General features: G+C 46.2%; 28 protein-coding genes. 2 read left to right on the top strand and 26 right to left on the bottom strand.

Going from position 1 to position 23,834, the window contains the following annotated elements; translation table 11 throughout:
- Window positions 1-3: 3 nt before the first annotated feature.
- A complete protein-coding gene (locus tag ICN42_RS08090; RefSeq protein ID WP_216253238.1) occupies window positions 4-762 on the top strand; it encodes a helix-turn-helix domain-containing protein in 759 nt (252 codons plus the stop codon).
- Window positions 763-772: 10 nt separating this feature from the next.
- On the opposite strand, the gene ICN42_RS08085 is transcribed toward ICN42_RS08090, so the two are convergent.
- From ICN42_RS08085 to ICN42_RS08030, 12 genes are all read right to left on the bottom strand, one after another.
- Window positions 773-1,033 carry a hypothetical protein gene (locus tag ICN42_RS08085; protein WP_216253235.1) on the bottom strand — a complete coding sequence of 87 codons (261 nt, stop codon included), beginning with the start codon at window positions 1,031-1,033 and terminating at the stop codon, window positions 773-775.
- A complete protein-coding gene (locus ICN42_RS08080) occupies window positions 1,030-1,233 on the bottom strand; it encodes a FixH family protein (RefSeq protein ID WP_216253231.1) in 204 nt (67 codons plus the stop codon). Before ICN42_RS08080 ends, ICN42_RS08085 begins: the two co-directional genes overlap by 4 nt.
- Window positions 1,234-1,263: 30 nt before the next feature.
- Window positions 1,264-2,721, bottom strand: coding sequence for a cytochrome c oxidase accessory protein CcoG (gene ccoG / locus ICN42_RS08075; RefSeq protein WP_216253229.1), 1,458 nt, complete (start codon window positions 2,719-2,721; stop codon window positions 1,264-1,266).
- A 3-nt stretch (window positions 2,722-2,724) separates the two neighbouring features.
- Window positions 2,725-3,648, bottom strand: a complete 924-nt coding sequence (ccoP, locus tag ICN42_RS08070; protein WP_216253227.1) for a cytochrome-c oxidase, cbb3-type subunit III — start codon at window positions 3,646-3,648, stop codon at window positions 2,725-2,727.
- The gene (locus tag ICN42_RS08065; RefSeq protein ID WP_216253226.1) at window positions 3,645-3,812 is read right to left on the bottom strand and encodes a cbb3-type cytochrome c oxidase subunit 3; all 168 of its coding nucleotides are present in this window, start codon (window positions 3,810-3,812) and stop codon (window positions 3,645-3,647) included. The genes ccoP and ICN42_RS08065 overlap by 4 nt, the downstream gene beginning before the upstream one ends.
- A 35-nt stretch (window positions 3,813-3,847) precedes the next feature.
- Window positions 3,848-4,498, bottom strand: a complete 651-nt coding sequence (gene ccoO / locus ICN42_RS08060) for a cytochrome-c oxidase, cbb3-type subunit II (RefSeq protein ID WP_216253225.1) — start codon at window positions 4,496-4,498, stop codon at window positions 3,848-3,850.
- A 12-nt stretch (window positions 4,499-4,510) separates the two neighbouring features.
- Window positions 4,511-5,950: a cytochrome-c oxidase, cbb3-type subunit I gene (ccoN, locus tag ICN42_RS08055; RefSeq protein WP_216253224.1), complete on the bottom strand. Its 1,440-nt coding sequence runs from the start codon at window positions 5,948-5,950 to the stop codon at window positions 4,511-4,513.
- Window positions 5,951-6,120: 170 nt separating this feature from the next.
- Complete coding sequence (ccoS, locus tag ICN42_RS08050; RefSeq protein ID WP_216253223.1) at window positions 6,121-6,300, bottom strand: cbb3-type cytochrome oxidase assembly protein CcoS; 180 nt, start codon at window positions 6,298-6,300, stop codon at window positions 6,121-6,123.
- A gap of 9 nt (window positions 6,301-6,309) precedes the next feature.
- Window positions 6,310-8,748 (bottom strand): heavy metal translocating P-type ATPase, encoded by a 2,439-nt coding sequence (locus tag ICN42_RS08045; protein WP_216253222.1) that lies wholly within the window; start codon window positions 8,746-8,748, stop codon window positions 6,310-6,312.
- 7 nt (window positions 8,749-8,755) lie between these two features.
- Window positions 8,756-10,000, bottom strand: coding sequence for an MFS transporter (locus ICN42_RS08040; protein ID WP_216253221.1), 1,245 nt, complete (start codon window positions 9,998-10,000; stop codon window positions 8,756-8,758).
- A 5-nt stretch (window positions 10,001-10,005) separates the two neighbouring features.
- The gene (locus tag ICN42_RS08035) at window positions 10,006-10,761 is read right to left on the bottom strand and encodes a 2OG-Fe dioxygenase family protein (protein ID WP_216253220.1); all 756 of its coding nucleotides are present in this window, start codon (window positions 10,759-10,761) and stop codon (window positions 10,006-10,008) included.
- Between the two features lie 23 nt (window positions 10,762-10,784).
- On the bottom strand, window positions 10,785-12,095 hold the full coding sequence (locus ICN42_RS08030) for a TAXI family TRAP transporter solute-binding subunit (protein ID WP_216253218.1): 1,311 nt from the start codon (window positions 12,093-12,095) through the stop codon (window positions 10,785-10,787).
- Between the two features lie 104 nt (window positions 12,096-12,199).
- Here ICN42_RS08030 and ICN42_RS08025 point away from each other — a divergent pair, with 104 nt between their 5' ends.
- Complete coding sequence (locus tag ICN42_RS08025; RefSeq protein WP_216253216.1) at window positions 12,200-12,973, top strand: SDR family oxidoreductase; 774 nt, start codon at window positions 12,200-12,202, stop codon at window positions 12,971-12,973.
- Here ICN42_RS08025 and ccmI read toward each other — a convergent pair whose 3' ends face one another.
- The 14 genes from ccmI to ICN42_RS07955 all read right to left on the bottom strand — a co-directional run bounded on the left by ccmI (window position 12,974) and on the right by ICN42_RS07955 (window position 23,758).
- Window positions 12,974-14,164 carry a c-type cytochrome biogenesis protein CcmI gene (gene ccmI, locus ICN42_RS08020; protein WP_216253214.1) on the bottom strand — a complete coding sequence of 397 codons (1,191 nt, stop codon included), beginning with the start codon at window positions 14,162-14,164 and terminating at the stop codon, window positions 12,974-12,976. It lies immediately after the preceding gene.
- A complete protein-coding gene (locus ICN42_RS08015) occupies window positions 14,157-14,615 on the bottom strand; it encodes a cytochrome c-type biogenesis protein (RefSeq protein WP_216253700.1) in 459 nt (152 codons plus the stop codon). The genes ccmI and ICN42_RS08015 overlap by 8 nt, the downstream gene beginning before the upstream one ends.
- Window positions 14,616-14,656: 41 nt before the next feature.
- A complete protein-coding gene (locus ICN42_RS08010; RefSeq protein ID WP_216253212.1) occupies window positions 14,657-15,181 on the bottom strand; it encodes a DsbE family thiol:disulfide interchange protein in 525 nt (174 codons plus the stop codon).
- A complete protein-coding gene (locus ICN42_RS08005) occupies window positions 15,178-17,097 on the bottom strand; it encodes a heme lyase CcmF/NrfE family subunit (RefSeq protein ID WP_216253209.1) in 1,920 nt (639 codons plus the stop codon). The genes ICN42_RS08010 and ICN42_RS08005 overlap by 4 nt, the downstream gene beginning before the upstream one ends.
- Window positions 17,094-17,528 carry a cytochrome c maturation protein CcmE gene (gene ccmE, locus ICN42_RS08000; RefSeq protein WP_216253208.1) on the bottom strand — a complete coding sequence of 145 codons (435 nt, stop codon included), beginning with the start codon at window positions 17,526-17,528 and terminating at the stop codon, window positions 17,094-17,096. Before ccmE ends, ICN42_RS08005 begins: the two co-directional genes overlap by 4 nt.
- Window positions 17,525-17,713, bottom strand: coding sequence for a heme exporter protein CcmD (gene ccmD / locus ICN42_RS07995; RefSeq protein WP_216253206.1), 189 nt, complete (start codon window positions 17,711-17,713; stop codon window positions 17,525-17,527). Before ccmD ends, ccmE begins: the two co-directional genes overlap by 4 nt.
- Window positions 17,713-18,483: a heme ABC transporter permease CcmC gene (gene ccmC, locus ICN42_RS07990; RefSeq protein WP_216253205.1), complete on the bottom strand. Its 771-nt coding sequence runs from the start codon at window positions 18,481-18,483 to the stop codon at window positions 17,713-17,715. The genes ccmD and ccmC overlap by 1 nt, the downstream gene beginning before the upstream one ends.
- Window positions 18,480-19,145, bottom strand: coding sequence for a heme exporter protein CcmB (gene ccmB / locus ICN42_RS07985; RefSeq protein ID WP_216253203.1), 666 nt, complete (start codon window positions 19,143-19,145; stop codon window positions 18,480-18,482). The genes ccmC and ccmB overlap by 4 nt, the downstream gene beginning before the upstream one ends.
- Window positions 19,142-19,789: a cytochrome c biogenesis heme-transporting ATPase CcmA gene (gene ccmA, locus ICN42_RS07980; RefSeq protein WP_216253201.1), complete on the bottom strand. Its 648-nt coding sequence runs from the start codon at window positions 19,787-19,789 to the stop codon at window positions 19,142-19,144. Before ccmA ends, ccmB begins: the two co-directional genes overlap by 4 nt.
- Before the next feature lie 164 nt (window positions 19,790-19,953).
- Window positions 19,954-20,925 (bottom strand): tripartite tricarboxylate transporter substrate binding protein, encoded by a 972-nt coding sequence (locus tag ICN42_RS07975; protein WP_216253199.1) that lies wholly within the window; start codon window positions 20,923-20,925, stop codon window positions 19,954-19,956.
- Between the two features lies 1 nt (window position 20,926).
- Window positions 20,927-21,679, bottom strand: a complete 753-nt coding sequence (locus ICN42_RS07970; RefSeq protein ID WP_216253196.1) for a transporter substrate-binding domain-containing protein — start codon at window positions 21,677-21,679, stop codon at window positions 20,927-20,929.
- Window positions 21,680-21,738: 59 nt separating this feature from the next.
- Window positions 21,739-22,152 carry a carboxypeptidase-like regulatory domain-containing protein gene (locus ICN42_RS07965; protein WP_216253195.1) on the bottom strand — a complete coding sequence of 138 codons (414 nt, stop codon included), beginning with the start codon at window positions 22,150-22,152 and terminating at the stop codon, window positions 21,739-21,741.
- A gap of 143 nt (window positions 22,153-22,295) precedes the next feature.
- Window positions 22,296-23,276, bottom strand: coding sequence for a zinc-binding dehydrogenase (locus ICN42_RS07960; protein WP_216253193.1), 981 nt, complete (start codon window positions 23,274-23,276; stop codon window positions 22,296-22,298).
- A gap of 29 nt (window positions 23,277-23,305) precedes the next feature.
- Window positions 23,306-23,758, bottom strand: a complete 453-nt coding sequence (locus ICN42_RS07955; protein WP_216253191.1) for a DUF2452 domain-containing protein — start codon at window positions 23,756-23,758, stop codon at window positions 23,306-23,308.
- Window positions 23,759-23,834: the final 76 nt, after the last annotated feature.

Below are 23,834 nucleotides of genomic sequence, written 5' to 3'. Positions count from 1 at the left end.
AATATGAATTACATTAACTCAGATGTCCCTAGTAGTAAATGCTCAGTCTGCGTACTGGGTCAGTTTTGCCTGCCAGTAGGGATCAGCTCAAGCGATATTGCCAAGATTGATACACTTGTTAAAGAACGCGTCCATCTGCAAAAAGGTGAGACCCTCTATCGTCATGGCGACCCACTTTCTGCGGTATATAGCATACGCTTTGGCACCCTGAAGACTGAATATGGTCTAGAAGATGGGCGCCAACAAGTCATCGGCTTTCATCTGCCTGGCGAGATTCTAGGTCTTGATGGCATTGGTGAGGGCAGCTATCAATCCGAGGCAATCGCTCTAGAAGATAGCGAAGTCTGCATTATTCGCTACGAAGCATTTGAGGATTTGGCACGCCAAATTCCAGTACTACAAAAGCAATTTCACCGCATTCTGAGTCGCGAACTCACGCAAGACCAACGTCACCTACTCTCATTGGGTAGTTTGCGTGCAGAAGAACGTTTAGCGACCTTCTTACTGAATCTTTCTCAGCGCTTGGCAGCTCGCGGTTATCAAAATAATGAATTTGATTTACGGATGAGTCGCGTAGAAATTGGTAGTTACCTGGGCATTCAGATTGAAACGGTTAGTCGCATGCTCTCTCGTTTTGCTGAATCAGGACTAATCCAGATTAAACAGCGCCATATTAAGCTGATCGATATGGATGGGCTTTATGAGTTAGCCAGCATCCCCAACCCTGACCGCACGCTTCAAATCAAGCCAATTAGCGCTTAAGTAAGACCGTCTAAATCAAGCCGCGGTCCGGCCCTTTATTGCCATCCTCATCAATGCCTGGAAGAATATAGGCAGTTAAAGCGCTTGAGAATGAGCAGAATATCCAGATAATAAAAAATCCGATGGTGTAGATGCCCTCATCAGAAATGTTTGGGTGAGAGCCAAAAAATAATAGCTCCGCTGGATGTACAACACTAAAGAGCAAACCTTCGGCCAAAATAGAAACCAAAAATGATGGCCACATGATCCAAATGAATAGGCGGTACTTCATTTGTGAGCCTGCTCTACTTTAAGCTGCTCAACCTTTAGTCCGCGCTTGACTACACCATCGCGCACTGGTTTATCAGCGTATAAATTCACCGCAAGATAGATGGTAATCATGCAGCCAATAGCAGCTATAGCTGGCCCGCTAATGAGTAACCATGGCCAGAGCTGCCTAAACCAAGGTTTATTTGTTTCTTGTTCTGACATATTCATCCTCTCCATCTTTTGCTATATAGCTTAGCGGGGAATAATAAAGCTTGATTTTTCATCGCGAACCCTGACAGTTGGCTTATCGCCAGACATTTCATCCGCTGATACATCAAAGTGTATCGGGTAATTTCCTGGCTCATTATCACCAATATTGGCGCTAACTTTAATTGGTAATAACTGATTACTAGCAGGGGCTACTTCGATTTCAGTAATTTCATTTCCCTGTGAATCTAAGATCCTCAGGCCGGAGAGGCCCGATGCTTTCACATGAACTTTCATGGAATTTTCAGAGGCATTCATAATCTGAATACGGTAGATATTCTCAATACGTACACCATCCACTTCACGTGCTAATGCCCCCCGATCCCTCATCACATCAACTCGTAGGGGGTTTCTAGTGAGCAAAGAGATCATGAAGGCGGCTGTCAATACCGTGATGAATGCCGTATAAATCAACACCCGTGGACGCAAGATATGGCGTATCGCACTTTGATTGGTTTCTTTATCTTCAATAGCTCGTTCAGTCGTATACCGAATCAAGCCCTTTGGATAATCGACCTTCTCCATCACTTGATCACAAGCATCAATACAAGCTCCGCAACCAATACACATGTATTGCAGGCCATCACGAATATCAATACCAGTTGGGCAGACTTGCACACAAATACTGCAATCAACACAATCGCCTAACCCCAGACTGGTGTGATCCGCCGACTTGCTGCGACTGCCTCGGGGCTCGCCACGGACCTTATCGTAGGTAACTAGGAAAGTATCTTTATCTACCATGACGCTTTGGAAGCGTGCATAGGGGCACATGTATTTACAAACTTGCTCACGCATGAAACCCGCATTACCCCAAGTTGCAAAGCTGTAGAAACATAACCAGAAAGTTTGCCATGGGCCAAGTGATAAATGCAGAATTCCTGCGCTCAGAGTTTCAATTGGGGTGAAGTACCCAATAAAAGTAAAGCCAGTCCAAAAGGCAATTAATAGCCACAGAAAATGCTTAGTGATTTTGAGGCGCCACTTATGGAAGCTCCAAGGCCACTCTTCCCCATCCAAGCGAATGCGAGCAAAACGATCGCCCTCAACCTTGCGCTCGATCCACATAAAAATTTCGGTATAGACCGTTTGCGGACAGGCATAGCCACAAAATAATCGACCAGCAATTGCGGTAAACAAAAAGAGAGCTAACGCAGATAGAATTAATAGGAGTGTGAGATAGATCACATCCTGAGGCCACAACACTAAGCCAAAGATATAAAACTTACGTTGAATTAAGTCAAAGAGTACGGCTTGACGACCATTCCAGCTAACCCAAGGAAGGCCATAGAACAATAATTGCGTTGCAAATACCAAGATGAAACGCCAGCGAGCGAACAGCCCGCTAACAGATCGTGGATAAATCTTTCGCCGGACCTCATAAAGAGATTCCTCGATAACATCAATGGGAATAGGCTTCCCGACCGGCGAATTATCTGACACTGATTACTTGGCTACGGCAGCCTTGTTGTTAGATAAACCCCATACATAAGCCGTCAAGAGATGAATCTTCTCAGGACTCAATACTTTATCCTGAGCAGGCATCATTGCCATGCGACCTTTGGTGAGAGTCTCAATAATGGTTGCCTCTGATCCACCATATAACCAAGTCTTATCAGTCAAATTAGGCGCACCCAAGGCGATATTACCTTTGCCATCCGCACCGTGACAAGCTACGCAATTGGCTTTAAATACTTCCGCGCCACGAGCCGCCTTTGCGTCATCCACAGGCAAACCCGAGAGGCTACGTACGTAGTTAGCTACATCCACAATTTGATTGCTATCAAGCTGTGGGAACGGAGGCATTACGCCCGCGCGCCCATTAATCAATGTCGTCTTGATATTTTCTGGGGAACCACCATAGAGCCAGTCACCGTCAGTCAAATTTGGGAAGCCCTTCGCCCCACCAGCATCTGAACCGTGGCACTGCGCACATGAGTTCAAGAACAAACGTTGACCCATCTCACGCGCCTTTGGATCTGCAGCAACTTGCTCGATATCCATCTTCACATATTTAGCGTAAACCGGCTTCAACTCATCATTAGCAGTAGTCATAGAATTCATGAGAGCACCATCTGTGCTGTAACCCAAGACACCTGGATAAGAACCCAAACCTGGATAAAGAACCAAATACACTAAAGCAAAGATGCAGGATAGCAAGAACATCCACATCCACCAGCGCGGTAATGGGTTATTTAGTTCACGTAAGTCACCATCCCAAACGTGACCAGTATCAGCAACAGCACCATCGGCCGTATGAATTACTTTAGCCTTACGTTGCGAGAATAGTAGCCAGATACACCAAAGAATCCCGACTAACGAAACGAGTGCGATGTAATTACTCCAACCGCTGCTAAAAAAGTCACTCATGATTTGTCCTTACTAAATTCATCTGGAAGATCAAATGGAAGCTCAGCAGATTCTTCATTAGCTGACTTTCTGCTTGGAGACCAGGCCCACCAAACAATCCCAACAAAAAAGACGAGTCCAATTACTGTTGAAAAAGCGGAGAGATAAGGTGTGATTAGTTCCATTTGATTTATATAGTGTTAATTAATAATCCCAACCGTTACTTCACTACCACTTCATCAACAGTGATGTAGCGACGTGAAATACCTAAACCTTGCAGATAGGCAACCAAAGCATCCAACTCTGTCTTGCCTTCGAGTTCCTTAGGCGCATTAGCAATATCTTCGTCGGAATACGGAATACCTAGACGACGCATTGCAACCATATGGGACTGGATAGTTGATCCATCAGCGGCATTTTTTTGCAACCAAGGATATGCGGGCATATTCGACTCGGGAACCACGTCACGCGGGTTATTCAAGTGAATCTGATGCCAGGCATCTGAATAACGACCACCAACACGCGCTAGATCGGGACCAGTTCGTTTGCTACCCCAGAGGAACGGGTGATCATATACAGATTCGCCAGCCAAGCTATAGGGGCCATAACGTTCCACTTCTGAACGTAAAGTACGAATTTGCTGAGAATGGCAACCAACACAACCTTCACGCTGATATACATCTCGACCAGCTAAACGCAATGCTGAATACGGCACTACCCCAGGACTTGGCTCAGTAGTCGTGTGCTGAAAAAACAATGGGACAATTTGAACCAAACCAGCGATAGATACCACTACGATAGTGGCAATAATTAACCACCCAACGTTCTTCTCAAGTGTTCCGTGGGAAAAGAATTTATTTTCACTAGACATTTTCTTCTCCTTTTAGTGATTGTTAGTAGCCAATGGAATTGGCGCATTAATAAAGGTCTTACCTTGCACTGTTTTGAAGACGTTATAAGCCATCAAGAACATACCGCTTAGGTAGCAAAGACCACCCAACAAACGAATCACATAGAAAGGATAAGTTGCTTTAACGGACTCAACGAAGCTATAGGTCAAGGTGCCATCTGGCTCAAAAGCTCTCCACATCAGACCTTGCATCACTCCAGCAATCCACATGGCAGCGATATAAATCACTACGCCAATAGTTGCGATCCAAAAATGTACCTCGATCAAACGTGTACTGTACATATCTTTTTGACCAACTAAGCGAGGGATCAGGTAATACAAAGATCCGATAGTGATCATGGCAACCCAACCGAGTGCACCTGAATGTACATGACCAATAGTCCAGTCTGTGTAATGCGACAAGCTATTCACAGTCTTGATCGACATCATTGAGCCCTCAAACGTAGACATACCGTAGAAAGACAAAGCAACAACGAGAAACTTGAGAATTGGATCACTACGCAACTTATGCCATGCACCAGATAAAGTCATGATTCCATTGATCATGCCACCCCAAGACGGAGCTAACAAAATCAAAGAGAACACCATACCTAGTGATTGAGTCCAATCAGGCAATGATGTGTGCTGTAAATGGTGAGGACCAGCCCACATATAGGTGAAGTTCAAAGCCCAGAAGTGGACGATGGACAAACGATATGAATAGATTGGACGCTCTGCTTGCTTAGGAATGAAGTAGTACATCATGCCCAAGAAGCTGGTAGTTAAGAAGAAGCCAACTGCATTATGTCCATACCACCACTGAACCATGGCATCTTGTACACCTGCATATGCAGAATATGACTTCCACAAGCTTGCTGGCATTTCCAAATTATTGAAAATATGAAGAATAGCAATTGTCAGAATGTACGCGCCGAAGAACCAGTTGGATACATAAATATGTTTGGTTTTGCGCTTCATGATAGTTCCGAAGAACACCACCGCATAAGCCACCCAAACTAAGGTGATCAAGATATCAATTGGCCACTCAAGCTCCGCATATTCCTTGGAGGTTGAAATACCAAGCGGCAAAGTCACCGCAGCCAAAACGATGACCGCCTGCCAACCCCAGAATGTAAATGCCGCTAACTTGTCACAAAACAGGCGTGCCTGACATGTCCTCTGCACGATGTAGTAAGACGTCGCAAACAACGCCGAACCACCAAAAGCAAAAATGACCGCATTGGTATGCAAAGGGCGCAAACGACCGTAGCTTAACCATGGAATGTTAAAAGTGATTTCAGGCCAGATGAGCTGCGCAGCGAGGATAACCCCCACAAGCATGCCCACAATTCCCCAAAGCACCGTAACAATGGCAAATTGGCTGACAACCTTGTAATTGAAGGTATCTTGATTGTTCCCCACGGTAAGTCCCATGGTTTCTCCTTTTTTTGTGACCAAACAGCGACATAATCCAAATAGACTGGAATCATTATCAAAGTAAGCCTAATCAGGCGTTTTGATCTACATCAAAAAGGATGGGTGCATTTATGCTTTTTATTACTCGATTTATTTGTTTGTATTAGCTAAATGCTTAAAAAGTATAGCTATTTTTGATGGTGTTCACTAACTTTTTCTGGCTTTGGCGTATCATCATCCATCAAAATCGCTTGGCCAGGGCCATCCAAATCATCAAATTGGCCACTTTTTACAGACCAACGAAAAATCCAGGCCAAAACGCCAACTAGAACTAGAGATAAAGGGATTAAAAGAAAAAGGCTTTCCATCGCTCTAGTCTATGCCTTTCTGAGGCGCCAGGCATTCAATGTCACGGCGAGGGAGGAAAAAGACATGCCGACTCCCGCAACCCAAGGGTTGACCCAACCCATCATGGCAGCCGGAATAGCCAACAGGTTATAAACCAAGGCCCAAATCAAATTTTCTTTAATAATCAACTGGGTTTTATCTGCCAGCAATAAAGATTTAGCCAGGGGAGCCAAGGATCTGGCTGTCAAAATCGCATCTGCGCCTGCTGTAGCGAGTGGCGCCCCTGCCCCAACGGCAATCGAGACATCCGCTCTCGCCAATAGGGGCGCATCGTTAATTCCATCACCAATTGCCCAAACAAAGCGACCCTCACTTTGTAAACGTTCAATATAGTGATATTTGTCTTCTGGTGAACAGGCACCCTTAAAATTATCGATGCCGACTTGATGCGCCCACCAGGCTACCGTGACCGGATCATCCCCAGAAACTAAATGCACTGTGATCTTGCGAGACTTTGCAGCAGCCAAGAGATTTTCGAGTCCCGCTCTTGGAGTATCCAAAAATAGAAAGCTCGCAATCAATCCTTTGTTATCCGCTAAATGCACTTGTCCATACTGTCCTTCTTGCGCCATCTGTTGAGCACCTACCCATACAGCACTTCCCAGTCGATAAACTCCTGAGCTAAGACCTTTACCCAACAGATTACTTACGGGCTCAGGTAGAGAAGTCAGTGCACAGCCCTCAGCTTCAGCAGCACGCAATAAAGAAAGCGCCAGAGGATGTTTTTGACCTGCCTCCATTGATGCGGCAAGGCTAAGTACATCTGCTCTAGAAAACTCTGTGCGGGCAATCAAAACCTCTTTTAACTCTGGTTGACCCATAGTAAGTGTGCCGGTTTTATCTAGCACTAAGTCCGTGGCCTTGACCAAGCCCTCGAGGACATGGCCACGGACAATTAACAAACCGAGTTTTGTTACTGCTCCCTGGGCGGCAGCCATCGCAGTTGGCACAGCAAGAGATAAAGCGCAAGGGCAACTGGCAACCAATACAGAAACCAAAACCGTCCAAGCTCTGCTGGGGTCGACATACCACCAAATTGCTGAGGATAAAAAAGCAGCCATCAGCAGAAAGCCAACAAAATATCCAGCCCACTTTTCGGCGAGACTCACCATTAATGGTTTTGCTTGCAATGCTTGATCAAGTAATGAGGCGATGCCAGCGATACGAGTGGATTGACCTACAGCATCGATTCTCATGAGCATTGGATTGAGAATATTGTGCGTCCCTGCATACACGCGATCACCAATCTTCTTATCGATTGGCTTCGATTCGCCGGTAAGGAGAGATTCATCGAGAGCACTTTCGCACTCAATCAAAATACCGTCGGCAGGAACAATATCGCCAGGTGGAATACGCAGAACCTCGCCAGGATTGCAATTCACTACCGGCACTATTTCCACTTGCTGGGAAACGGGATAATTCGGCACCCTCTCGCAAGTGGCAGGCAACTGTTTTGCCAGCGCCTCCGCTCCACCCTGGGCATCTTGGCGCGCTAATAACTCCACATAGCGTGCCGTTAAGATGAAGGCGACAAACATGGTGATGGAATCAAAATAGCCTTGACCCGAACCAGTAGCCAGATTTACAGTACCAGCGCAGAAAGCCAGCGCTAAAGCTAAGGCAATAGGGACATCCATGCCCAGCATATGCGTTTGACGAAACGAGACAACACTTCGCCAGCCCGCTTGGAAAATGGGGCCTGCCGAGTAGATCATCACTGGAACGGTGAGGGCCCAACTAGTCCAGCCTAATAGCAGGTCATACTCCGCAGTGATATCGCTATCACCAACATAGCTTGGCCAGGCATACATCATGACTTGCATCATGCCCAGTAATGCAACCCCAAGCCGAGTGAGTAATTGACGGCGCTCTTTTTTGGATTTTTCAATCGAGAGTGAAGGCTCGAATGGCCAAGCCTCATAACCAATGCGCTCAACTTCAAATAGCAAACGGGCTAGGCTGGTTTGCTGAGGTGAAAATTCCACCTTCACTTTTTGACTCACGTAGTTAATCTGCACATCCCGCACACCGGGGATGCGTCGCAAATGTTGCTCACATAACCACACGCAAGCAGCACAGCGAATTTTCTCAAGTCGTAAGGTTGTTTCTAGGTTACCTTCCCCACCACCTGGTCGCGTGTATCTCCCGAGTAAAGAAGGGTCATCGTAAGGAGCAAGACTTTGGGGAATTTCATTTGAGGCAAGATAAGCAGCAGGCTTATCGCTAGACTGCGCGCGTCGCGCGTAGAACACCTCCAAACCCTCTCCATGAATGGTTTGTGCAATTGCCATACAACCAGCGCAACAGAATTTTCTATTGATACCACCAAGCTCACACTCATAAGAGTCACCGGGACGAATAAAACTTCCACAGTGATAGCAGCTATTACTTGGCAAGCTTGAGCTCATAAATGCATTATCGATTACGGCTTAGAGGCTTGGTAACCCAGCCATTACGACGCTCGTAAAGTACAAATAGAACGCCCCAGACCACTACAGCAGAATAGGCCCAGACCCAAGAAACTTGAGAGGCGCGTGAACCCGTTAAATCCAAAACGAATCCAAAGATGGCTGGGCCCAACAAGCCGCCCCCAAACCCCATGAGCGAGTGCAGGCCCATGGCAGCACCTTTGATATTTTCTTGAGCGCTGATTACTAAACCAGCGGTCAAAGTAGCTGAATCAGCCATGATAAATATCGTATGCCCTATTGCCAAGGCAATAATTAACCACCAAGACTGGCCAGTAGATGATGCCAGCGCGACTCCAAAGGCCGCACTAGATAGCATGACAATACAAATCCATTTTTGACGCCCTATTCTTAAGGCAATCTCATTTCCGATAATGGATGAGGGGACGCCAAAAAAATTAATTACTCCAGCAAGTGAAGTGGCGGTTAATAAAAAGGGTTCCCCAGAAATAATTGCACATAGGCCAAAAAAGGCCACTATCCAACTACGCGATGCAAACAGCTCCATTGAGTGGGCGGTATAACCAAAAATAAATCCCGAGGCTGTTTTGTCCTGTAAAACTAAACGCCATTTATCTACTGGAAAAATATCATGCAAGCGAATCCGAATCGGGCCATGCCATTTTTCATTAGTCAGTGCGGGAACAAATAACAGCACAATCAGAAATGCAGTGAATGGTCCTAAAGCAATGATCCCAAAGACATAGTGCCAGCCCAACACACTCAATATCCAACCCGAGCAGAGATAAGAAAACCCAGTACCAATGCCAAAGAATGCTGTGTAGAAAGCAATGTGACGAGTCAGCTCCCCCGTTTTAATTCGGTCAGATAGAATTTTTAGACCTGGCATATAGGTGCCAGCTAAGCCCGCTCCGTTGAGCGCCATAAAGATTAGAGCAGACCAAAAGTTAAAGGCAAACAGACCCATGCCCAACAATCCACAAGTTGCTAAGAGACCACCTACGAGATAGACTTTTTTTGCATCAACCCGATCGGTAAGTGCCGTTGCTAAAGGAACCATCAGCATGTAGCCAAAAAAGAAGGCGCTTGCAATTAAGCCTGATTGCAAATTACTGAGATGCCATTCATCTTGCAAAGTTGTCAGAACTACAGCATAGCAAGCAAAACCCAGCAGTGCGCAGGTCTGCGCCATGAGCATCAGAGGAGTGTAACTAGTAGGTTTAAAACGCATAGGGCTTACTGCTGACTACGATTTGGTGAGTCCTGGAAGCCATTTGATCGGAAGGTAAGCACCAACGTATCTCTATAGCCGTGCGGTCCCAAGGGCTGGATCGGGGTAGATTCATGAATCATTCTTTCATCATTCATGAGCAACAAAGACCACGGCTCAGTTAGAGTAAATCTCAAACCAGCAGAACCGCCTGTATCAAAAATACGGGTCTCACCACCCTTGATGCCAACGCGATTGAGCAAAAAGACGGCTACAAAATCTACCCCATCACGATGCGCCCCTTCAGGCGTTGGTCGCCCAATTCCGTCGGTTGTATCAATCCGAAATTGGTGCGCTTCAACAAACCAAGTATTGACCTGTTTGAGACCATTAAGTACATGGGCCAAGCCCAGCAAAAGGGATTTCCAGGCAGGATTACTGGTGAGCTGAATTTGTGAGGGCTCAAACCAGCGCTCGATACCGCCATGTAATGCGTTGTAGTTTACGGATTGCCAATGGGCGCGATGCGGCACCATCGCCAAAGATCCACCTTTGATCTCAAAGCTAGAATGGCGGCGAAATCGGTATCGTCCACCATCTCTGAGATAAGGATCACGCGGCAAGTCATCCCAAAACTGGGTGAGATTTTGCAGTTGATTGAGATCTACGTGCGCTATTTGCGCAACATCCAGCGCAGAGACAACCGCAAAACCATCATCTCGGAGGGATTGATCCACCTCCTTAAGGGGGGTGAGTGGCGGCAAAAGGCTTGAGAGAGTCATAAGCTTATTTTAAGCGCTGACCATTAATTCATTTCAGAATAAAAATTTAGGCGGCCGCGCACTTCACCGACATGCCCTTTTAAGTCGTACAACTCTTTGGCGTCGAGCATAGATACTTTGATATTGCCGACCCTTCTCTCAATATCCACCAAATCCTTATAGTTCTTTTCTTTTAATTCTGGGATAGCGGCATTTCTTTCAATGATCTTGAGCTCCTCATACACCCTGGACAACTTGAGACGTAAAAAGAAATTCTTGGCCGCTGGGATATAAGTAAATAAGGGAATCAAAATGACCAGCAAGGGGATGACAATTTTGGCAAAGCGTCCAATCCACACTGCCGTCCAGAAAGGAAGGTGGCGGTGCAAGAAAGAAGGGCCATCTTTTAAATAGATTTCAGCATCTACGTGCAAAGGAAAATCAAGACCTGTACCAGATGGAAACTCTCCCGGCTTTTGCAAATAAGAATAGGTTTTTAAAATATCGTACGTATCGCCAAGCAATAGAGTTACTAATGCAGGACTAACATCGTCTTTCCCTACCAAGGTTGCCGTTGCCGCTAGTACCTGTATATCTTGCCGTGGTAGATCGTGCGCAATACTCACAACCCCGCGCGGCACCGTCACCTTGGATAGGAAGGGGAATAAGTGAACATAGGCATCTGCTTGCTCAAAACTCATTAAGCGAATGCCAGGGGTTTCATAAAACTTTTTAAGAATAGGCGCCTCGGCCGCACTAACGGTAAAGACAACATCTAATTCATTCTTTTTGAATTTTTCCAAGGCATCCAGTGGCTTTAGCTTTTCAGCATGAAAATCATTCATGCTTATGCCACTGGCTTCAAGCAATTGGGAAGCCAATGTCAATGTACCACTGCCCTCATTACCGATGGAAACGCGCTTACCTTTCAGCTGACTTAATAAGCTTAATCGCCCCGCGTCATTTTTAAAACTAGACTCTCTGTACCAAACCCAAACTGGCTCATAAAATACGCCCGCAATAGAAACCAAGTTGGGATGCTTCGATAGATCAGCCACACCACCTTGAACCATCGCAAAATCAACGCCGGAGCTGTCATCACTTAACAAGGCTAAGTTATCCCCCGTTCCACCTGTAGTGCGTAATTTCAGAGATACGCCCTGCTCAGCAAGCTCACTCTGAAGTCTTTCGCCAAATTTTTGATATAGGCCAGTAGGAAAGCCAGTCGCTAACTCAATTGAGCGAGGTGGTGGTGGCACCAACACCCACAGTGTGGAAAAAAGTATGGCAACCAGAATCAAAAAGGCAATACCAACCGCCAAGGGGTTATAGATATTTTTGCGTATGAAGTCCATAAGAATTTTTCTCGTTTTTGCCATTATGCCCCGAGCCCAAGGATCGGGAGCAGATTGAATTCATTCGAATTATTTCGGGATAAGATGGGGGTTTTCAAAGAACCATGAGGATCACAATGAACTCAAGCCCCAATAAGGTAGCTCTAGTTACAGGAGCTGGAACGGGTATTGGCAAGGCAGCAGCAAAAGCACTTTTACAGGGTGGCTTTTGCGTTGTCCTGACCGGTAGAAATCTTGAGAAGCTCAATCACGCAATCCAAGATATAGGCGGAAACAATCAAAACTGCCGGGCTATTGCTTGTGATGTAGGTAGACCGGAAGAAGTCAAACACCTATTTTCAGAAATCCAAAAACAATTTGGCCGTATTGATGTGCTCTTTAATAATGCTGGCATGGGGGCTCCAGCAATACCCATGGAAGAGCTGAGCTATGAACAGTGGATGAATGTAGTCAACGCCAATCTCTGCGGAGCCTTTCTGTGTTCGCAAGAGGCTATTCGGATGATGAAGTTGCAATCACCTCAAGGAGGCAGAATCATTAATAATGGTTCTATCTCTGCGCATGCGCCGCGCCCGATGTCTGCGCCCTATTCAGCCACTAAGCATGCCATTACTGGATTGACTAAATCCATTGCTTTGGATGGCCGTCCATTTAATATTGCCTGCGGTCAAATCGATATTGGCAATGCGGGTACAGAAATGACTATCCCCATGGCTGCTGGAATTTTGCAGCCAGATGGCTCAAAAAAGGTAGAGCCGTTAATGGATGTAGATCACGTCGGTCAAGCAGTCCTTCATATGGCCCAACTACCCCTAGAGAGCAATATTTTGTCGATGACCATCATGGCAACCAACATGCCATTTGTTGGTCGGGGCTAATTAAGGCCTGACTTGATTGATCATTAGGCGGGCATTGGTCGTGCCCACCTTAATCGTTTGAGGCGTAGATATCAGGTCACCAGATTCTGGCATTGCCATACCTGTTTTGGAGATGCGTACTTCAATTAACACTTCGGGCAATTGAGAAATCAAGGCATTCGGGCTCATTGCTAAAGCATCATTGAGAACAAAGCTCATTGGAAAAGTAGTCACTGCAGTTTTAAGAACCGCTACCGGCATACGCTCCCCTGGCTTGCGTGCAATCACCATCAAAACATCACCGGCTTTAATTTTGTTACTCAGCTCAGCTGCAATCCCCACCTGTCCGCTCACCCCTTGATTACTGATCGCTGGTGCACTAGCTGGCGCAAGCCCGCCCTTACTCCGAGCTTCGGCAATAGAAGTAGCAATAGCGCGCGCCTCATCTGTTTCGGCAGGTAATTGCTTTGCTAGCTTTTCCCAAGACTGCACTGCTACTTTATAGTTTTGCGCATTAAAAGCCGCAGTTCCAGAGAGCCATAGAGCAAGTAAATTATTAGGATCTAATGCTAGCGCTTTATTGATCAGCTGTTGCGGTCTACCAGCAAAATTACCATTCGCATTAGCCGCTAGTACATCAGCGTAATCAGCCAATAATTGCGGATCAGCATCTACAAACGCACCTGCACGAGCATAGGCTTTTTCAGCCTCAGCATTGCGACCCAAAATTCGGTAAGACCGAGCCAACATGGCCCAACCCTTCAAGTTATCCGGCTCTTTTTCCATTTTGGCCGCAAACTCCGCAACCATCTTTTCCACAGACTCTTGAGTCATTGGCTTTTCAGCACTCTTTTCAGCAATTCGAGGGGCATCGCCAAGGTAAAAATAAGAGCCTGCTGAGAGCAACACTACAAAAAGGCAAACTCCAATGATGGTTTTCTTTGGGGAACCCAATACCGCAAGGTCATCCGCCTCATCAGTATCTTGAAAAAGACGTTGACGCATTTCCGCGTGAGCTTGCTCATAGCTATTCGCATCAACAGCACCCACTAAACGATCGGCCTCAAGCTTATCGAGCTCTTCACGATAAATAGCTGCATTCATCTGGCGACGTGAAGTAGCGGACTCTTTCGCTGGGAAGAAGAATGGGCGCAGCAATAACACCAGCACCAAGATCAGCAAAAGGAGAGCGGATATTAAAAAACTAGTCATGTACATTCTCTGTTGAGCTGGATTTTGTATCCTGAAGTAGCGCATCAATACGGCGGTTGTCCTCTGCGGATAGCGTGGTACTCGGGATGCTTTGATTTCTACGGCGTAGATAAACCATTAAACCAATAATGCCGGCAAGCAAAATAACAAAGGGGCCTATCCAAAGGAGCCAGGTGATTGGCTTCACAGGCGGACGATATAAAACAAAATCGCCATAACGCTCCACCATAAAACTCCGAATTTGCTCGTCCGTCTTACCCTCATTAATGAGAATCCGAATTTCTCGACGTAAGTCATTTGCTAAATCAGAACGAGAGCCCGCCAGAGATTCATTTTGGCAAACTAGGCAACGCATTTCTTCAGAAATGGCAATGAGACGCTGCTCAGTAATTGGGTCATCCGCAAGCGGAGCAGCATCTTTAGCTAAAGCGATATTCATTGCGCAAGCCATTACCAAGATCGCAAGAGTGGATAGAGAGAGCTTGTTCAATCTCACTTGAGCTCACCCAAGAGGGGAATAATCTTTTGATTGAGTAATTCCATAGTGATCGGGCCAATATGCTTAAATCGAATCACGCCAGCTTTATCAATCACATATGTCTCTGGAACCCCATAAACACCGTAATCAATCCCTACTCGGCCATTAGCATCAAATGCAGATAAAGAGTACGGGTTGCCTTGGCGAGCAAGCATAGCCATGGCATCGTCACGCTTGTCTTTGTAATCCAATCCAATAATCGGCGCGACCTGTAGCTTGCCCAATTCAACTAAAACAGGATGCTCTTCACGGCAGGCAACACACCAAGAAGCCCATACATTCAAAATCCAGGGCTTACCTTTCATACTTTCAGGCGAAAAGGTTTTTTGGGGGTCTGCCAATTGTGGTATTTCAAAGGCAGGTGCTTGCTTACCAATCAGTGGCGAAGGCACTTCATGCGGATCACGATTTAGACCTACCGCCAAAAATCCCACCAAGATCACAAATAAGAGAAGTGGAATTAAAAACTTCGCCTTCATGCCACAACTTTCCGCAATTTCATACGATAACGTTTATCTGACATCGCCAAGATACCACCCAAGGCCATCAACAAACAACCGCCCCAAATCCAATCAACAAAAGGCTTGTAATAGACCCGCACTGCCCATGCCTTATCTTCTAGTTCCTCACCTAATGAAACGTAGATATCTCTAGTCAGGCCCGCATCAATCGCCGCCTCAGTCATTGGCATTGTTGATGAGAAGTAACTGCGCTTTTCTGGATACATCGTGGCTTCCAATTTGCCATTGCGGGTCAACAAGAAGGTACCTCGCATAGCTTTGTAGTTTGGCCCAGGAACAGTGTTGACACCTTGAAGCTGAATTTGGTAACCACCGACACTAACGCTTTCTCCTGCAAGCATTCGCACATCTTTCTCTTCTTGATAGGCGCCCACCATAGTGACGCCAATGACAAACACCGCTATACCGAGATGCGCTACCTGCATACCAATAAATGAACGTGTTGGCTTACCCGCTTTTGCTTGGCGAATAATCTGCAAAACGCCTGAAGTAATTACCCAGAAAGCGAGCAAGAAACCAAGGCTGCTAAGCCAAGTAAATTCACCCATTGCAAATGGAATCAAAGCCGCGGCAATCACCGCTACTAGGGCTGCGATCCATAGACGCTTCACAACATCCACGAGATTAGAATTCTTCCAACTAGTCCAAGGCCCAATTCCCATTAAGACCAACAGAGGGATCATGATGGGCACAAAGACGCTATTAAAGTATGGAGGCCCTACTGAGATTTTTCCTAAATGCAGAGCATCAATCAACAAGGGGTAGAGCGTACCCAAAAGTACTGATGCGGCAGATACCACCAAGAAAACATTACCGAGCAAGATAAAGGTTTCGCGCGAGCTTAAGCTGAACTTGCCACCAAGCGAACTCTTGGGTGCGCGCCAAGCGTAGAGCGTTAAGGAGGAGCCCACTACCAACACCAAGAAAATCAAAATAAAGATGCCGCGCTTCGGATCAGTCGCAAATGCGTGAACTGACGTGAGTACACCAGAGCGCACTAAGAAGGTTCCCAGGAGTGAAAGTGAAAAAGCCGTAATCGCCAACAATACCGTCCAACTCTTAAAGCCGCCGCGCTTCTCAGTAACTGCTAAAGAATGGAGTAATGCAGTTCCAACTAACCAAGGAATAAATGAAGCGTTCTCTACGGGATCCCAAAACCACCAGCCACCCCAACCTAATTCGTAATATGCCCACCAAGAACCTAATGCAATACCGAGAGTTAAAAATACCCAAGCAGCCGTCGTCCAAGGACGCGACCAACGCGCCCAAGCCGCATCGAGACGACCAGACAATAAAGAGGCAATTGCAAACGCAAACGCTACCGAGAAACCAACATAACCCATATACAACATTGGCGGATGAAACACCAATCCCGGATCTTGTAAGAGTGGATTTAAGGAGCGTCCATCTTGCGCGGCAGGCAAAAGTCTTTCAAAAGGATTGGAGGTGGTGAGAACAAATAAGAGCAGGCCAGTAGTTACCAAACCCAATACACCGATCACCCGAGCCACCATAAACTCATCAAGCGACTTAGAAAGCTGAGCAACCAAAAATGTCCAAGTAGATAACAAGAAGATCCACAATAACAAGGAACCTTCATGACCACCCCATACCGCACCTAAGCGATAAATGACCGGCATTTGTGAATTTGAATGTTCCGCAACGTAGAGAACAGAAAAATCATTGGCATAAAAACTCCAGGCCAAAATCGTGAACGAAATTGCCAGCAATAAGAAAACCGTTTGCGCGGCTGGTCTAGCTAAAAAAATCCATTCACGGCGACCTTGATGTGCGCCGACCAATGGAAGTATTCCCTGGATGATGGCGATGCACAAGGCCAGAATTAATGCGTAATGCCCAAACTCAGGAATCATTGTTTACTTCCATTTTTTTGAGCTTGCTCTAAGGCATGCTTAGCCTCTGGAGGCATATAGTTTTCATCATGCTTAGCCAATACTTCGCTAGCAATAAATTGTCCATTTGGGTTGAGTCGACCTTGGATGACTGCGCCCTTACCCTCTTTAAATAAATCCGGAAGAATACCCGTATACGCAACGGGAATATCTTTCACCATATCGGTAATGACAAAGTGCACCGTTAAACCATCACGTTTGACCGAACCATCCTTGACCATGCCACCAATTCGAAAGACCTGTCCAGAAGGCGACTTGCCAGCAGCTACTTCGCTAGGGGTAACGTATAGAGCAATATTACTGTTGAGTGCGTTCAAAATTAATACTGCCGCGATACCAATGGCAATGAGTGCGCCAACAATTATGGCTGCTCGTTTATGTCTTGGTTTCACTTGCTACCCTTTTGATCAAACTGTTCTACCATCACTTCGCGCTGAAGCCTTCGCACAATTACCCTATGTCGCGCTCGAATAGCTAAGGGCTCAAGCAAGAGCACTAGGGCGCACACACCAAAACTGCACCATACATATAGAGCATAACCACCCATTGCAAAGAATTCAGCCGGACTATTCCACATTAACGCTTTACCTCATTTAATTGCTTAACCCAATCAGTATGGGCCTCGCGCTCCAAGATGATGGCGCGTACACGCATTAACCCTACTGCGATTGAGTACATCCAAAGGCATAAGGCCATCAACAACATTCCCCAGAGCATTGTCTGAGCCATGGCCGGAGCCTTAGTTAATGAAACAGAGGCGCCTTGATGCAAAGTGTTCCACCATTTCACTGAAAAATAAATAATAGGCACGTTTACGACGCCAACTAAGGCTAAGATCGCACCTGCTTTATCAGCACGGCGGGCACTATCAATAGAGGCTTGCAAAGCGATAAATCCAAGATACAAAAACAGCAGAATTAACTCAGAAGTTAAACGCGCATCCCATACCCACCAGGCGCCCCACATGGGCTTGCCCCAAAAGGCGCCCGTCCATAAGGATAGGAAAGCCATCCAAGCCCCGATAGGAGCCAAGGCCTGCGCCATCATGGCAGATAGGCGAGCATTAAATACCAAACCCAATCCCGCCCAAGCAGCCATGACTAAATAGATAAACATGGACATCCAAGAAGCGGGTACATGAATAAAAATAATACGATAGCCCTGGCCTTGCACGGCATCTACGGGCGCAACAAAAAAACTCACCCACAAGCCAGCAGCCCCAAAGATAAAACAAAGCGCCCAGAACCAGGGAATCATTTTTCCAGCCAGCGGATAAAAGGTGCTTGGGCTCGAGAATTTGAACCAGTTCACGACACGACTAGAAGATAAATTATTTACATTACTCATTCGATAGCAATCTTTACTGCATTAGCACTAACCCAAGGCACAAATGCTAATGCCAAAATGAATAAAGCGCCCAATAGCGAAAAATGTCCTGTGATATCCAGTCCAACACTACTGGCGTACACGGCACCCGCCCCAAAAATCAATACAGGGATGTAGAGTGGCAAGATCAGAAGACTCATCAATACACTACCACCCCTCACTCCCAGCGTTAGGGCTGCGCCAATCGAGCCCAGTAAGGATAAAACTGGTGTTCCCAGTAATAAGGCCGCCATCAACACTTTCAAAGACTGGACATCCAAATCGAATTGAATGCCAATCACAGGTGCCAGCAAAACTAAGGGCAAACCGCAGACCAACCAATGAGCAAAAATCTTCCCAAATACCAATACCGTAAATGTATTGGGGGACAAAATTAATTGTTCTAAAGTACCGTCAGCGTAATCAGCTGCGAACATCCGCTGCAAACCAAGTAATGTAGACAGCAAGGCGGCAACCCAAATAACGCCAGGCGCAATTTTTCTGAGTAACGCAGTATCAGCGCCAATACCGAGTGGGAACAAGCTAGTCACAATGACGAAAAAAAATAACGCAGTCAAAACCTCACTCTTGCGACGCATCACAAGCAATAAATCGCGATGGACTATGGCAAAAAAGGCATTCATAGATCTAACACTCGCAAACCCGAAATGGCCAAAGGTTGATGGCTCGTTAGCACTACCAACCCATCATCTTCAAGATGCTCAGCTATCAAAGCTTGTAACTCCTGCACTGCGTGAGTGTCCAAGGCATTGAAGGGTTCATCCAAAATCCACACTTGCGCCCGTCGCGTCAGCATGCGAGCCATTAAGACACGTTTTTTCTGGCCAGCGGACAAGCAATTTACAGGTAGATCTTCGCGCCCCTTAAGACCAAAGCGCCACAAGGAAGAAAAAGTATCTTGCTCCGAAAGCGTAATGCCATCAATCGCTGCATACATGCGCAAATTTTCAAGCGCACTCAGATCCTCTTTCAGCGCATCGCGATGACCCAAGAATAAAAGTTTACTGCGATATTCCGACGCTTCTTTTTTGATGGACCGGCTATTCCATAAGATCTCTCCAGACTCAGGGGAAGCTAAGCCGGTAAGTAGTCGTAAAAGACTCGTTTTACCAACGCCGTTCTCCCCACGAATATGCAGACACTGACCTTTAGATATCTGGAAATTCAATCCCGAAAACAGCTCTCGCTCACCTCGCACACAGGCAATCCCCCTAGCCTCAAGGGTCGCTACTGAAGATTCTGGAAGGGAGGAGTTAATGGCTGTCATCGGAAGAAATGGCTTGAATCAAACCACCTCAGGCATTGTCCAAGACCCAATTGGGGCTGTCAAACGACCTAAAACAGTATTTAAAGAATAAATTTCTTTTAATTCAATCGCTTAGCCAATTATAAGCGGAGTGAGGAAGAAGCACCCCCACTTGGATCATGACTCTATTCGGGCTTGATGCCAGCACTTTTGATGATCCTACCCCAGCGGGCCGCCTCTTTCTTCTGAAATGATCCAAAAGCCTCAGGCGACATGGCGTAATACTTTGCTCCTTCTGACTCCAGCTTTTTTTGAACAGCAGGCTGTTGCATGATTTTGCTCACCTCAGCATGCAGCTTCTTCACAATTTCAGGTGGAGTGCCTGCGGGAGCAAATAGGCCAATCCAATTTTTGACGTCAAATCCAGGCAGAGTTTCGCTAATGCTGGGCAAATCTGGCATTGAAGGATCTCTTGAGGCGCCCGTTACCGCTAAACCGCGTAACTTATCACTCTTCACATAGGGAAGAATCGTAGGCATTGTGGCGAACATCAGCTGAGTTTGACCGCCGATTAAATCAGTAATTGCCAACGCATTTCCTTTATATGGAATATGGGTCATATCAACCTTAGTAGTGAGAACAAAAAGTTCTCCCGCTAAATGACTAGCAGTACCAATGCCACCAGATCCATAAGATACCTTCCCTGGATTTGCCTTGATATAGGCAATCAGCTCACTAACATTTTTTACCGGGACATTAGGATTAACAGCCAATAAACCTTCGGCATCAAGCACAAAAGCTACCGGTACGAAATCTTTCAGAGGGTCATAGGGCATATTCTTCACTAGGTAGGGATTTACTGCGTGCGTACCAATACTGCCCATGATCAAGGTATATCCATCTGCTGGTGATTTGGCCACAAAGTCAGCCCCAATATTTCCTCCGCCCCCAGTTTTGTTTTCTACGATCACCGGCTGCCCATAAGCCTCACTTAATCCTTGAGCAATGATTCGCGAAAACCCATCAGCAATACCGCCCGTAGCAAATGGAGAAATGATCTTAATTTGATGATTTGGATAAGTATTCGCTTGAGCGATGGCGACTGAGTGAGTCAAAAAACCAGAGGCGAAAATGAGGGCTAGGAGTAACTTTTGCATATTAGCTTTCTGAAGACATTTGAGAGAGTGGCGCCACTGATAGGCCCTGGACCTGATATTGCCTAATGAGATCTGCCACTAAACCCGACCTAATGAATTCTTGCACACAAGCATTCAGAAACTCAACCGACTCTAGGCGTGTTTTTTGAGTAGCAATCGCCTGCTGTATTCCAGTGAATTGACCATCAAGAATTCTTGACCCAGGAATATCTCGAGCAACGGAAACTAAGCCAGTTTTCAAACCCGCCAGAGCATCTAATTTATTGCTAATAAACAATTCATTACTTGCTTTCAGGCTATCAGCATGAACTAGGCTGGCATTTTTGAGATTGCGCTGCAACCAAAGGTCATAAGCACTCTTATAAAAAGATGCAATTCGAACTCCTGGTTGGTCCACCTGCGCTAACTCAGTAATAGGTGAATTAGCGGGCACCAAGTAACTAGCCTCTAGCTCCACATAAGCAGGAGTGAAAGTAAGCTTTTGAGCACGGGCCGGATCAGAACCTAATAATGAAATGCCACACCTTCCACTGACCGCAGCCTCAACAACTTCATCCTGTGTATTGAAGCCAAAGAGATTTAACTCCACGCCCAAAAGATTTGCAATTGCTCGACAGATATCAGGTGCGATACCAGTGGGCTCACCAGAGGATGATTGCCCGGTAACTAGTAAAAAATTACCCAAATACACTGCAGCGGACAGAACGCCATTCGGCGCGAGCTGCTCCTTCACTGTGAGTGAAATGCTATTCAAACGAGTCTCCAGATTTTTATAGGTTTTTTAAACTATAACGGATAAGGAGCGAATGTTAACTAACCCTTCCAAAAGAAATTCACCTTCTGCGGCAATGCTGGCTTCACACTAATCGACCTCTTCTGAACGACGCCCTCATAAGCTCCTTCAACTAGATAATCACCAGCAGGTAAATTAATCAGGATATAAGGGCCATCTGCCTGCGCATCAAATACTATTTGATTCTTAGTATTCAGAATTTTGATCTTTGCGCCAAAAATCCAGATACCACGACCATTTTCTAATTGCGATAACTCCAGCAATAAAGGCCACTGCTTCGCCTCCGCCAAAATCGCCTGAGACTCTTCTTCCCCCACCCCACCAGAAATATAAGAGATTCCTTGCGAATATTGCGTATCTGGAATTTGCGACAAAGCTATTGAGGAAAAGGCAATGCATGCCGCAGGAAGAATCGACTTAATGTAGAAGTTCATATGAGCATCTCATAATTGGCGTAATAAAATATTCTACCGTTAAGTTGATTATCTTGACATGAGGCATGGCAATAAAAAACCCCGCTACATCAGCGGGGCTCTCAATCAAACCAACTTAGGCAACCGATTGCTCGGCAAACTAATTAAGGTGTAATGACAATCGCACCCGAAACTTTTCTTCCTTCTGCCGCTTTATGCGCTTCAGCAGCTTGCTCAAGTGTGAACTTGGCGCCAATTTGCACTTTGACTCGACCCTGGGCAATAGCATCAAACACCGCGCGGGCATTTTCTTGAAGCAACTCAGGGGTAGCGTTATGTGGGAAGACAGAAGGTCTAGTTAAGAAGAGGCAACCTTTCTTATTTAGAATCTCAGGTTGGATCTCTGGAGCTGGGCCCGAAGCTGCGCCAAATAAAGCTACCGTAGCAAATGGAGCGGCACAATCGAGCGACCCCAAGAAAGTAGTTTTAGCAACCGAGTCGTAAACCACATTTGCCTTGCGTCCACCTGTTGCCTTGATAACCTCTTCAGCCCAATTTGGTTTTGAGTAATCCACAACGGCATCACATCCCGCCTCCTTGGCTGCCGCAAACTTCCCTTCAGACCCTACAGTACCCACCACAAATGCACCCAATGATTTTGCCCAACCCGCTAAGATTTGGCCAACACCGCCTGCAGCAGCATGTACTAGCACGACGTCACCAGATTTCACTTTATAAGTTTTTTGTATCAAGTATTGCGCAGTCATTGCCTTGAAGAACACCGCAGCAGCTACCTCATCGGATACGCTGTCTGGTACCGGCACTAACTTATCTACTGCAACATTGCGTGCACTGGCATAAGCTCCGATACCGGCATTCATATACATCACGCGATCACCAAGCTTAAATCGGGTAACGCCTTCACCAAGCGCCTCGACTACACCAACTGCCTCGTGACCAAGGCCCGTTGGCAATTCCAAAGGATAAACGCCAGAGCGCTGATACACATCGATAAAGTTAAAGCCAATAGCTGTTTGACGAAGTTGAACTTCGCCCTTACCTGGGGCCGGAAGTTCTTTATCAATTAACTGAATTACATCGGCGCTACCGAGTTCTGAAAGACTAACAATTCGAGCAGTTGTCACAAGTCACCTTATTATTTTTATAGAAAAAATTATCTTACTGCAAGAGCGGAAGATGCGAGCTCCTCATCCTCAACTACGGCCCAGGTGCTATCCCCAAGCTTTTTGACAGCCATGGAATAGGTCCAAGCATCCGGAATGCCACAACTCCACTGATCAGGACCATTCTGAATCAACACATTGGCACCAATGCGGCTATCGAAATAGAGGTGGTACGTTTTGCCGTGGAGGGGATTAAAACTGAATTTGGCGCTATGCACCATTTCTGTAGCATCCAGTCTCGCTTGAAGCTCGCGTGCCTGTTTCATCAATACTTCGGCCTGCTCCATGATGCGATCATATTCGAGCTTTGCATTTTGGCGCGCGACATTCACCGCCTTGTCTTTCTCTTCTAAGACTTTAATCGGTGCAAATACTGGTGCGCCCACTTCCATGGGATATTCAATGCCCGCATGCCGTGCTGGATCGGTATCTTCAATTCTCATAGCTTTTTAACCTACTGATTTATTTAGCGAAAGTGTGACACAAATTCACAAATTGCGTTGCTACTGCTTGCCGACA

The organism is Polynucleobacter sp. 71A-WALBACH (assembly GCF_018882365.1).
Lineage (GTDB): Bacteria > Pseudomonadota > Gammaproteobacteria > Burkholderiales > Burkholderiaceae > Polynucleobacter.
This window is presented reverse-complemented; position numbering and strand designations above follow the sequence as displayed.

What these genes read in the sequence shown, in the direction of transcription:
- ICN42_RS08090 (WP_216253238.1), top strand. Translation starts at nt 4, where the DNA reads ATGAATTACATTAACTCAGATGTCCCTAGTAGTAAATGCTCAGTCTGC.
- ICN42_RS08085 (WP_216253235.1), bottom strand. Translation starts at nt 1,033, where the DNA reads ATGAAGTACCGCCTATTCATTTGGATCATGTGGCCATCATTTTTGGTT.
- ICN42_RS08080 (WP_216253231.1), bottom strand. Translation starts at nt 1,233, where the DNA reads ATGTCAGAACAAGAAACAAATAAACCTTGGTTTAGGCAGCTCTGGCCA.
- ccoP (WP_216253227.1), bottom strand. Translation starts at nt 3,648, where the DNA reads ATGAGTGACTTTTTTAGCAGCGGTTGGAGTAATTACATCGCACTCGTT.
- ICN42_RS08065 (WP_216253226.1), bottom strand. Translation starts at nt 3,812, where the DNA reads ATGGAACTAATCACACCTTATCTCTCCGCTTTTTCAACAGTAATTGGA.
- ccoO (WP_216253225.1), bottom strand. Translation starts at nt 4,498, where the DNA reads ATGTCTAGTGAAAATAAATTCTTTTCCCACGGAACACTTGAGAAGAAC.
- ccoN (WP_216253224.1), bottom strand. Translation starts at nt 5,950, where the DNA reads ATGGGACTTACCGTGGGGAACAATCAAGATACCTTCAATTACAAGGTT.
- ccoS (WP_216253223.1), bottom strand. Translation starts at nt 6,300, where the DNA reads ATGGAAAGCCTTTTTCTTTTAATCCCTTTATCTCTAGTTCTAGTTGGC.
- ICN42_RS08045 (WP_216253222.1), bottom strand. Translation starts at nt 8,748, where the DNA reads ATGAGCTCAAGCTTGCCAAGTAATAGCTGCTATCACTGTGGAAGTTTT.
- ICN42_RS08040 (WP_216253221.1), bottom strand. Translation starts at nt 10,000, where the DNA reads ATGCGTTTTAAACCTACTAGTTACACTCCTCTGATGCTCATGGCGCAG.
- ICN42_RS08035 (WP_216253220.1), bottom strand. Translation starts at nt 10,761, where the DNA reads ATGACTCTCTCAAGCCTTTTGCCGCCACTCACCCCCCTTAAGGAGGTG.
- ICN42_RS08030 (WP_216253218.1), bottom strand. Translation starts at nt 12,095, where the DNA reads ATGGACTTCATACGCAAAAATATCTATAACCCCTTGGCGGTTGGTATT.
- ICN42_RS08025 (WP_216253216.1), top strand. Translation starts at nt 12,200, where the DNA reads ATGAGGATCACAATGAACTCAAGCCCCAATAAGGTAGCTCTAGTTACA.
- ccmI (WP_216253214.1), bottom strand. Translation starts at nt 14,164, where the DNA reads ATGACTAGTTTTTTAATATCCGCTCTCCTTTTGCTGATCTTGGTGCTG.
- ICN42_RS08015 (WP_216253700.1), bottom strand. Translation starts at nt 14,615, where the DNA reads ATGGCTTGCGCAATGAATATCGCTTTAGCTAAAGATGCTGCTCCGCTT.
- ICN42_RS08010 (WP_216253212.1), bottom strand. Translation starts at nt 15,181, where the DNA reads ATGAAGGCGAAGTTTTTAATTCCACTTCTCTTATTTGTGATCTTGGTG.
- ICN42_RS08005 (WP_216253209.1), bottom strand. Translation starts at nt 17,097, where the DNA reads ATGATTCCTGAGTTTGGGCATTACGCATTAATTCTGGCCTTGTGCATC.
- ccmD (WP_216253206.1), bottom strand. Translation starts at nt 17,713, where the DNA reads ATGTGGAATAGTCCGGCTGAATTCTTTGCAATGGGTGGTTATGCTCTA.
- ccmC (WP_216253205.1), bottom strand. Translation starts at nt 18,483, where the DNA reads ATGAGTAATGTAAATAATTTATCTTCTAGTCGTGTCGTGAACTGGTTC.
- ccmB (WP_216253203.1), bottom strand. Translation starts at nt 19,145, where the DNA reads ATGAATGCCTTTTTTGCCATAGTCCATCGCGATTTATTGCTTGTGATG.
- ccmA (WP_216253201.1), bottom strand. Translation starts at nt 19,789, where the DNA reads ATGACAGCCATTAACTCCTCCCTTCCAGAATCTTCAGTAGCGACCCTT.
- ICN42_RS07975 (WP_216253199.1), bottom strand. Translation starts at nt 20,925, where the DNA reads ATGCAAAAGTTACTCCTAGCCCTCATTTTCGCCTCTGGTTTTTTGACT.
- ICN42_RS07965 (WP_216253195.1), bottom strand. Translation starts at nt 22,152, where the DNA reads ATGAACTTCTACATTAAGTCGATTCTTCCTGCGGCATGCATTGCCTTT.
- ICN42_RS07955 (WP_216253191.1), bottom strand. Translation starts at nt 23,758, where the DNA reads ATGAGAATTGAAGATACCGATCCAGCACGGCATGCGGGCATTGAATAT.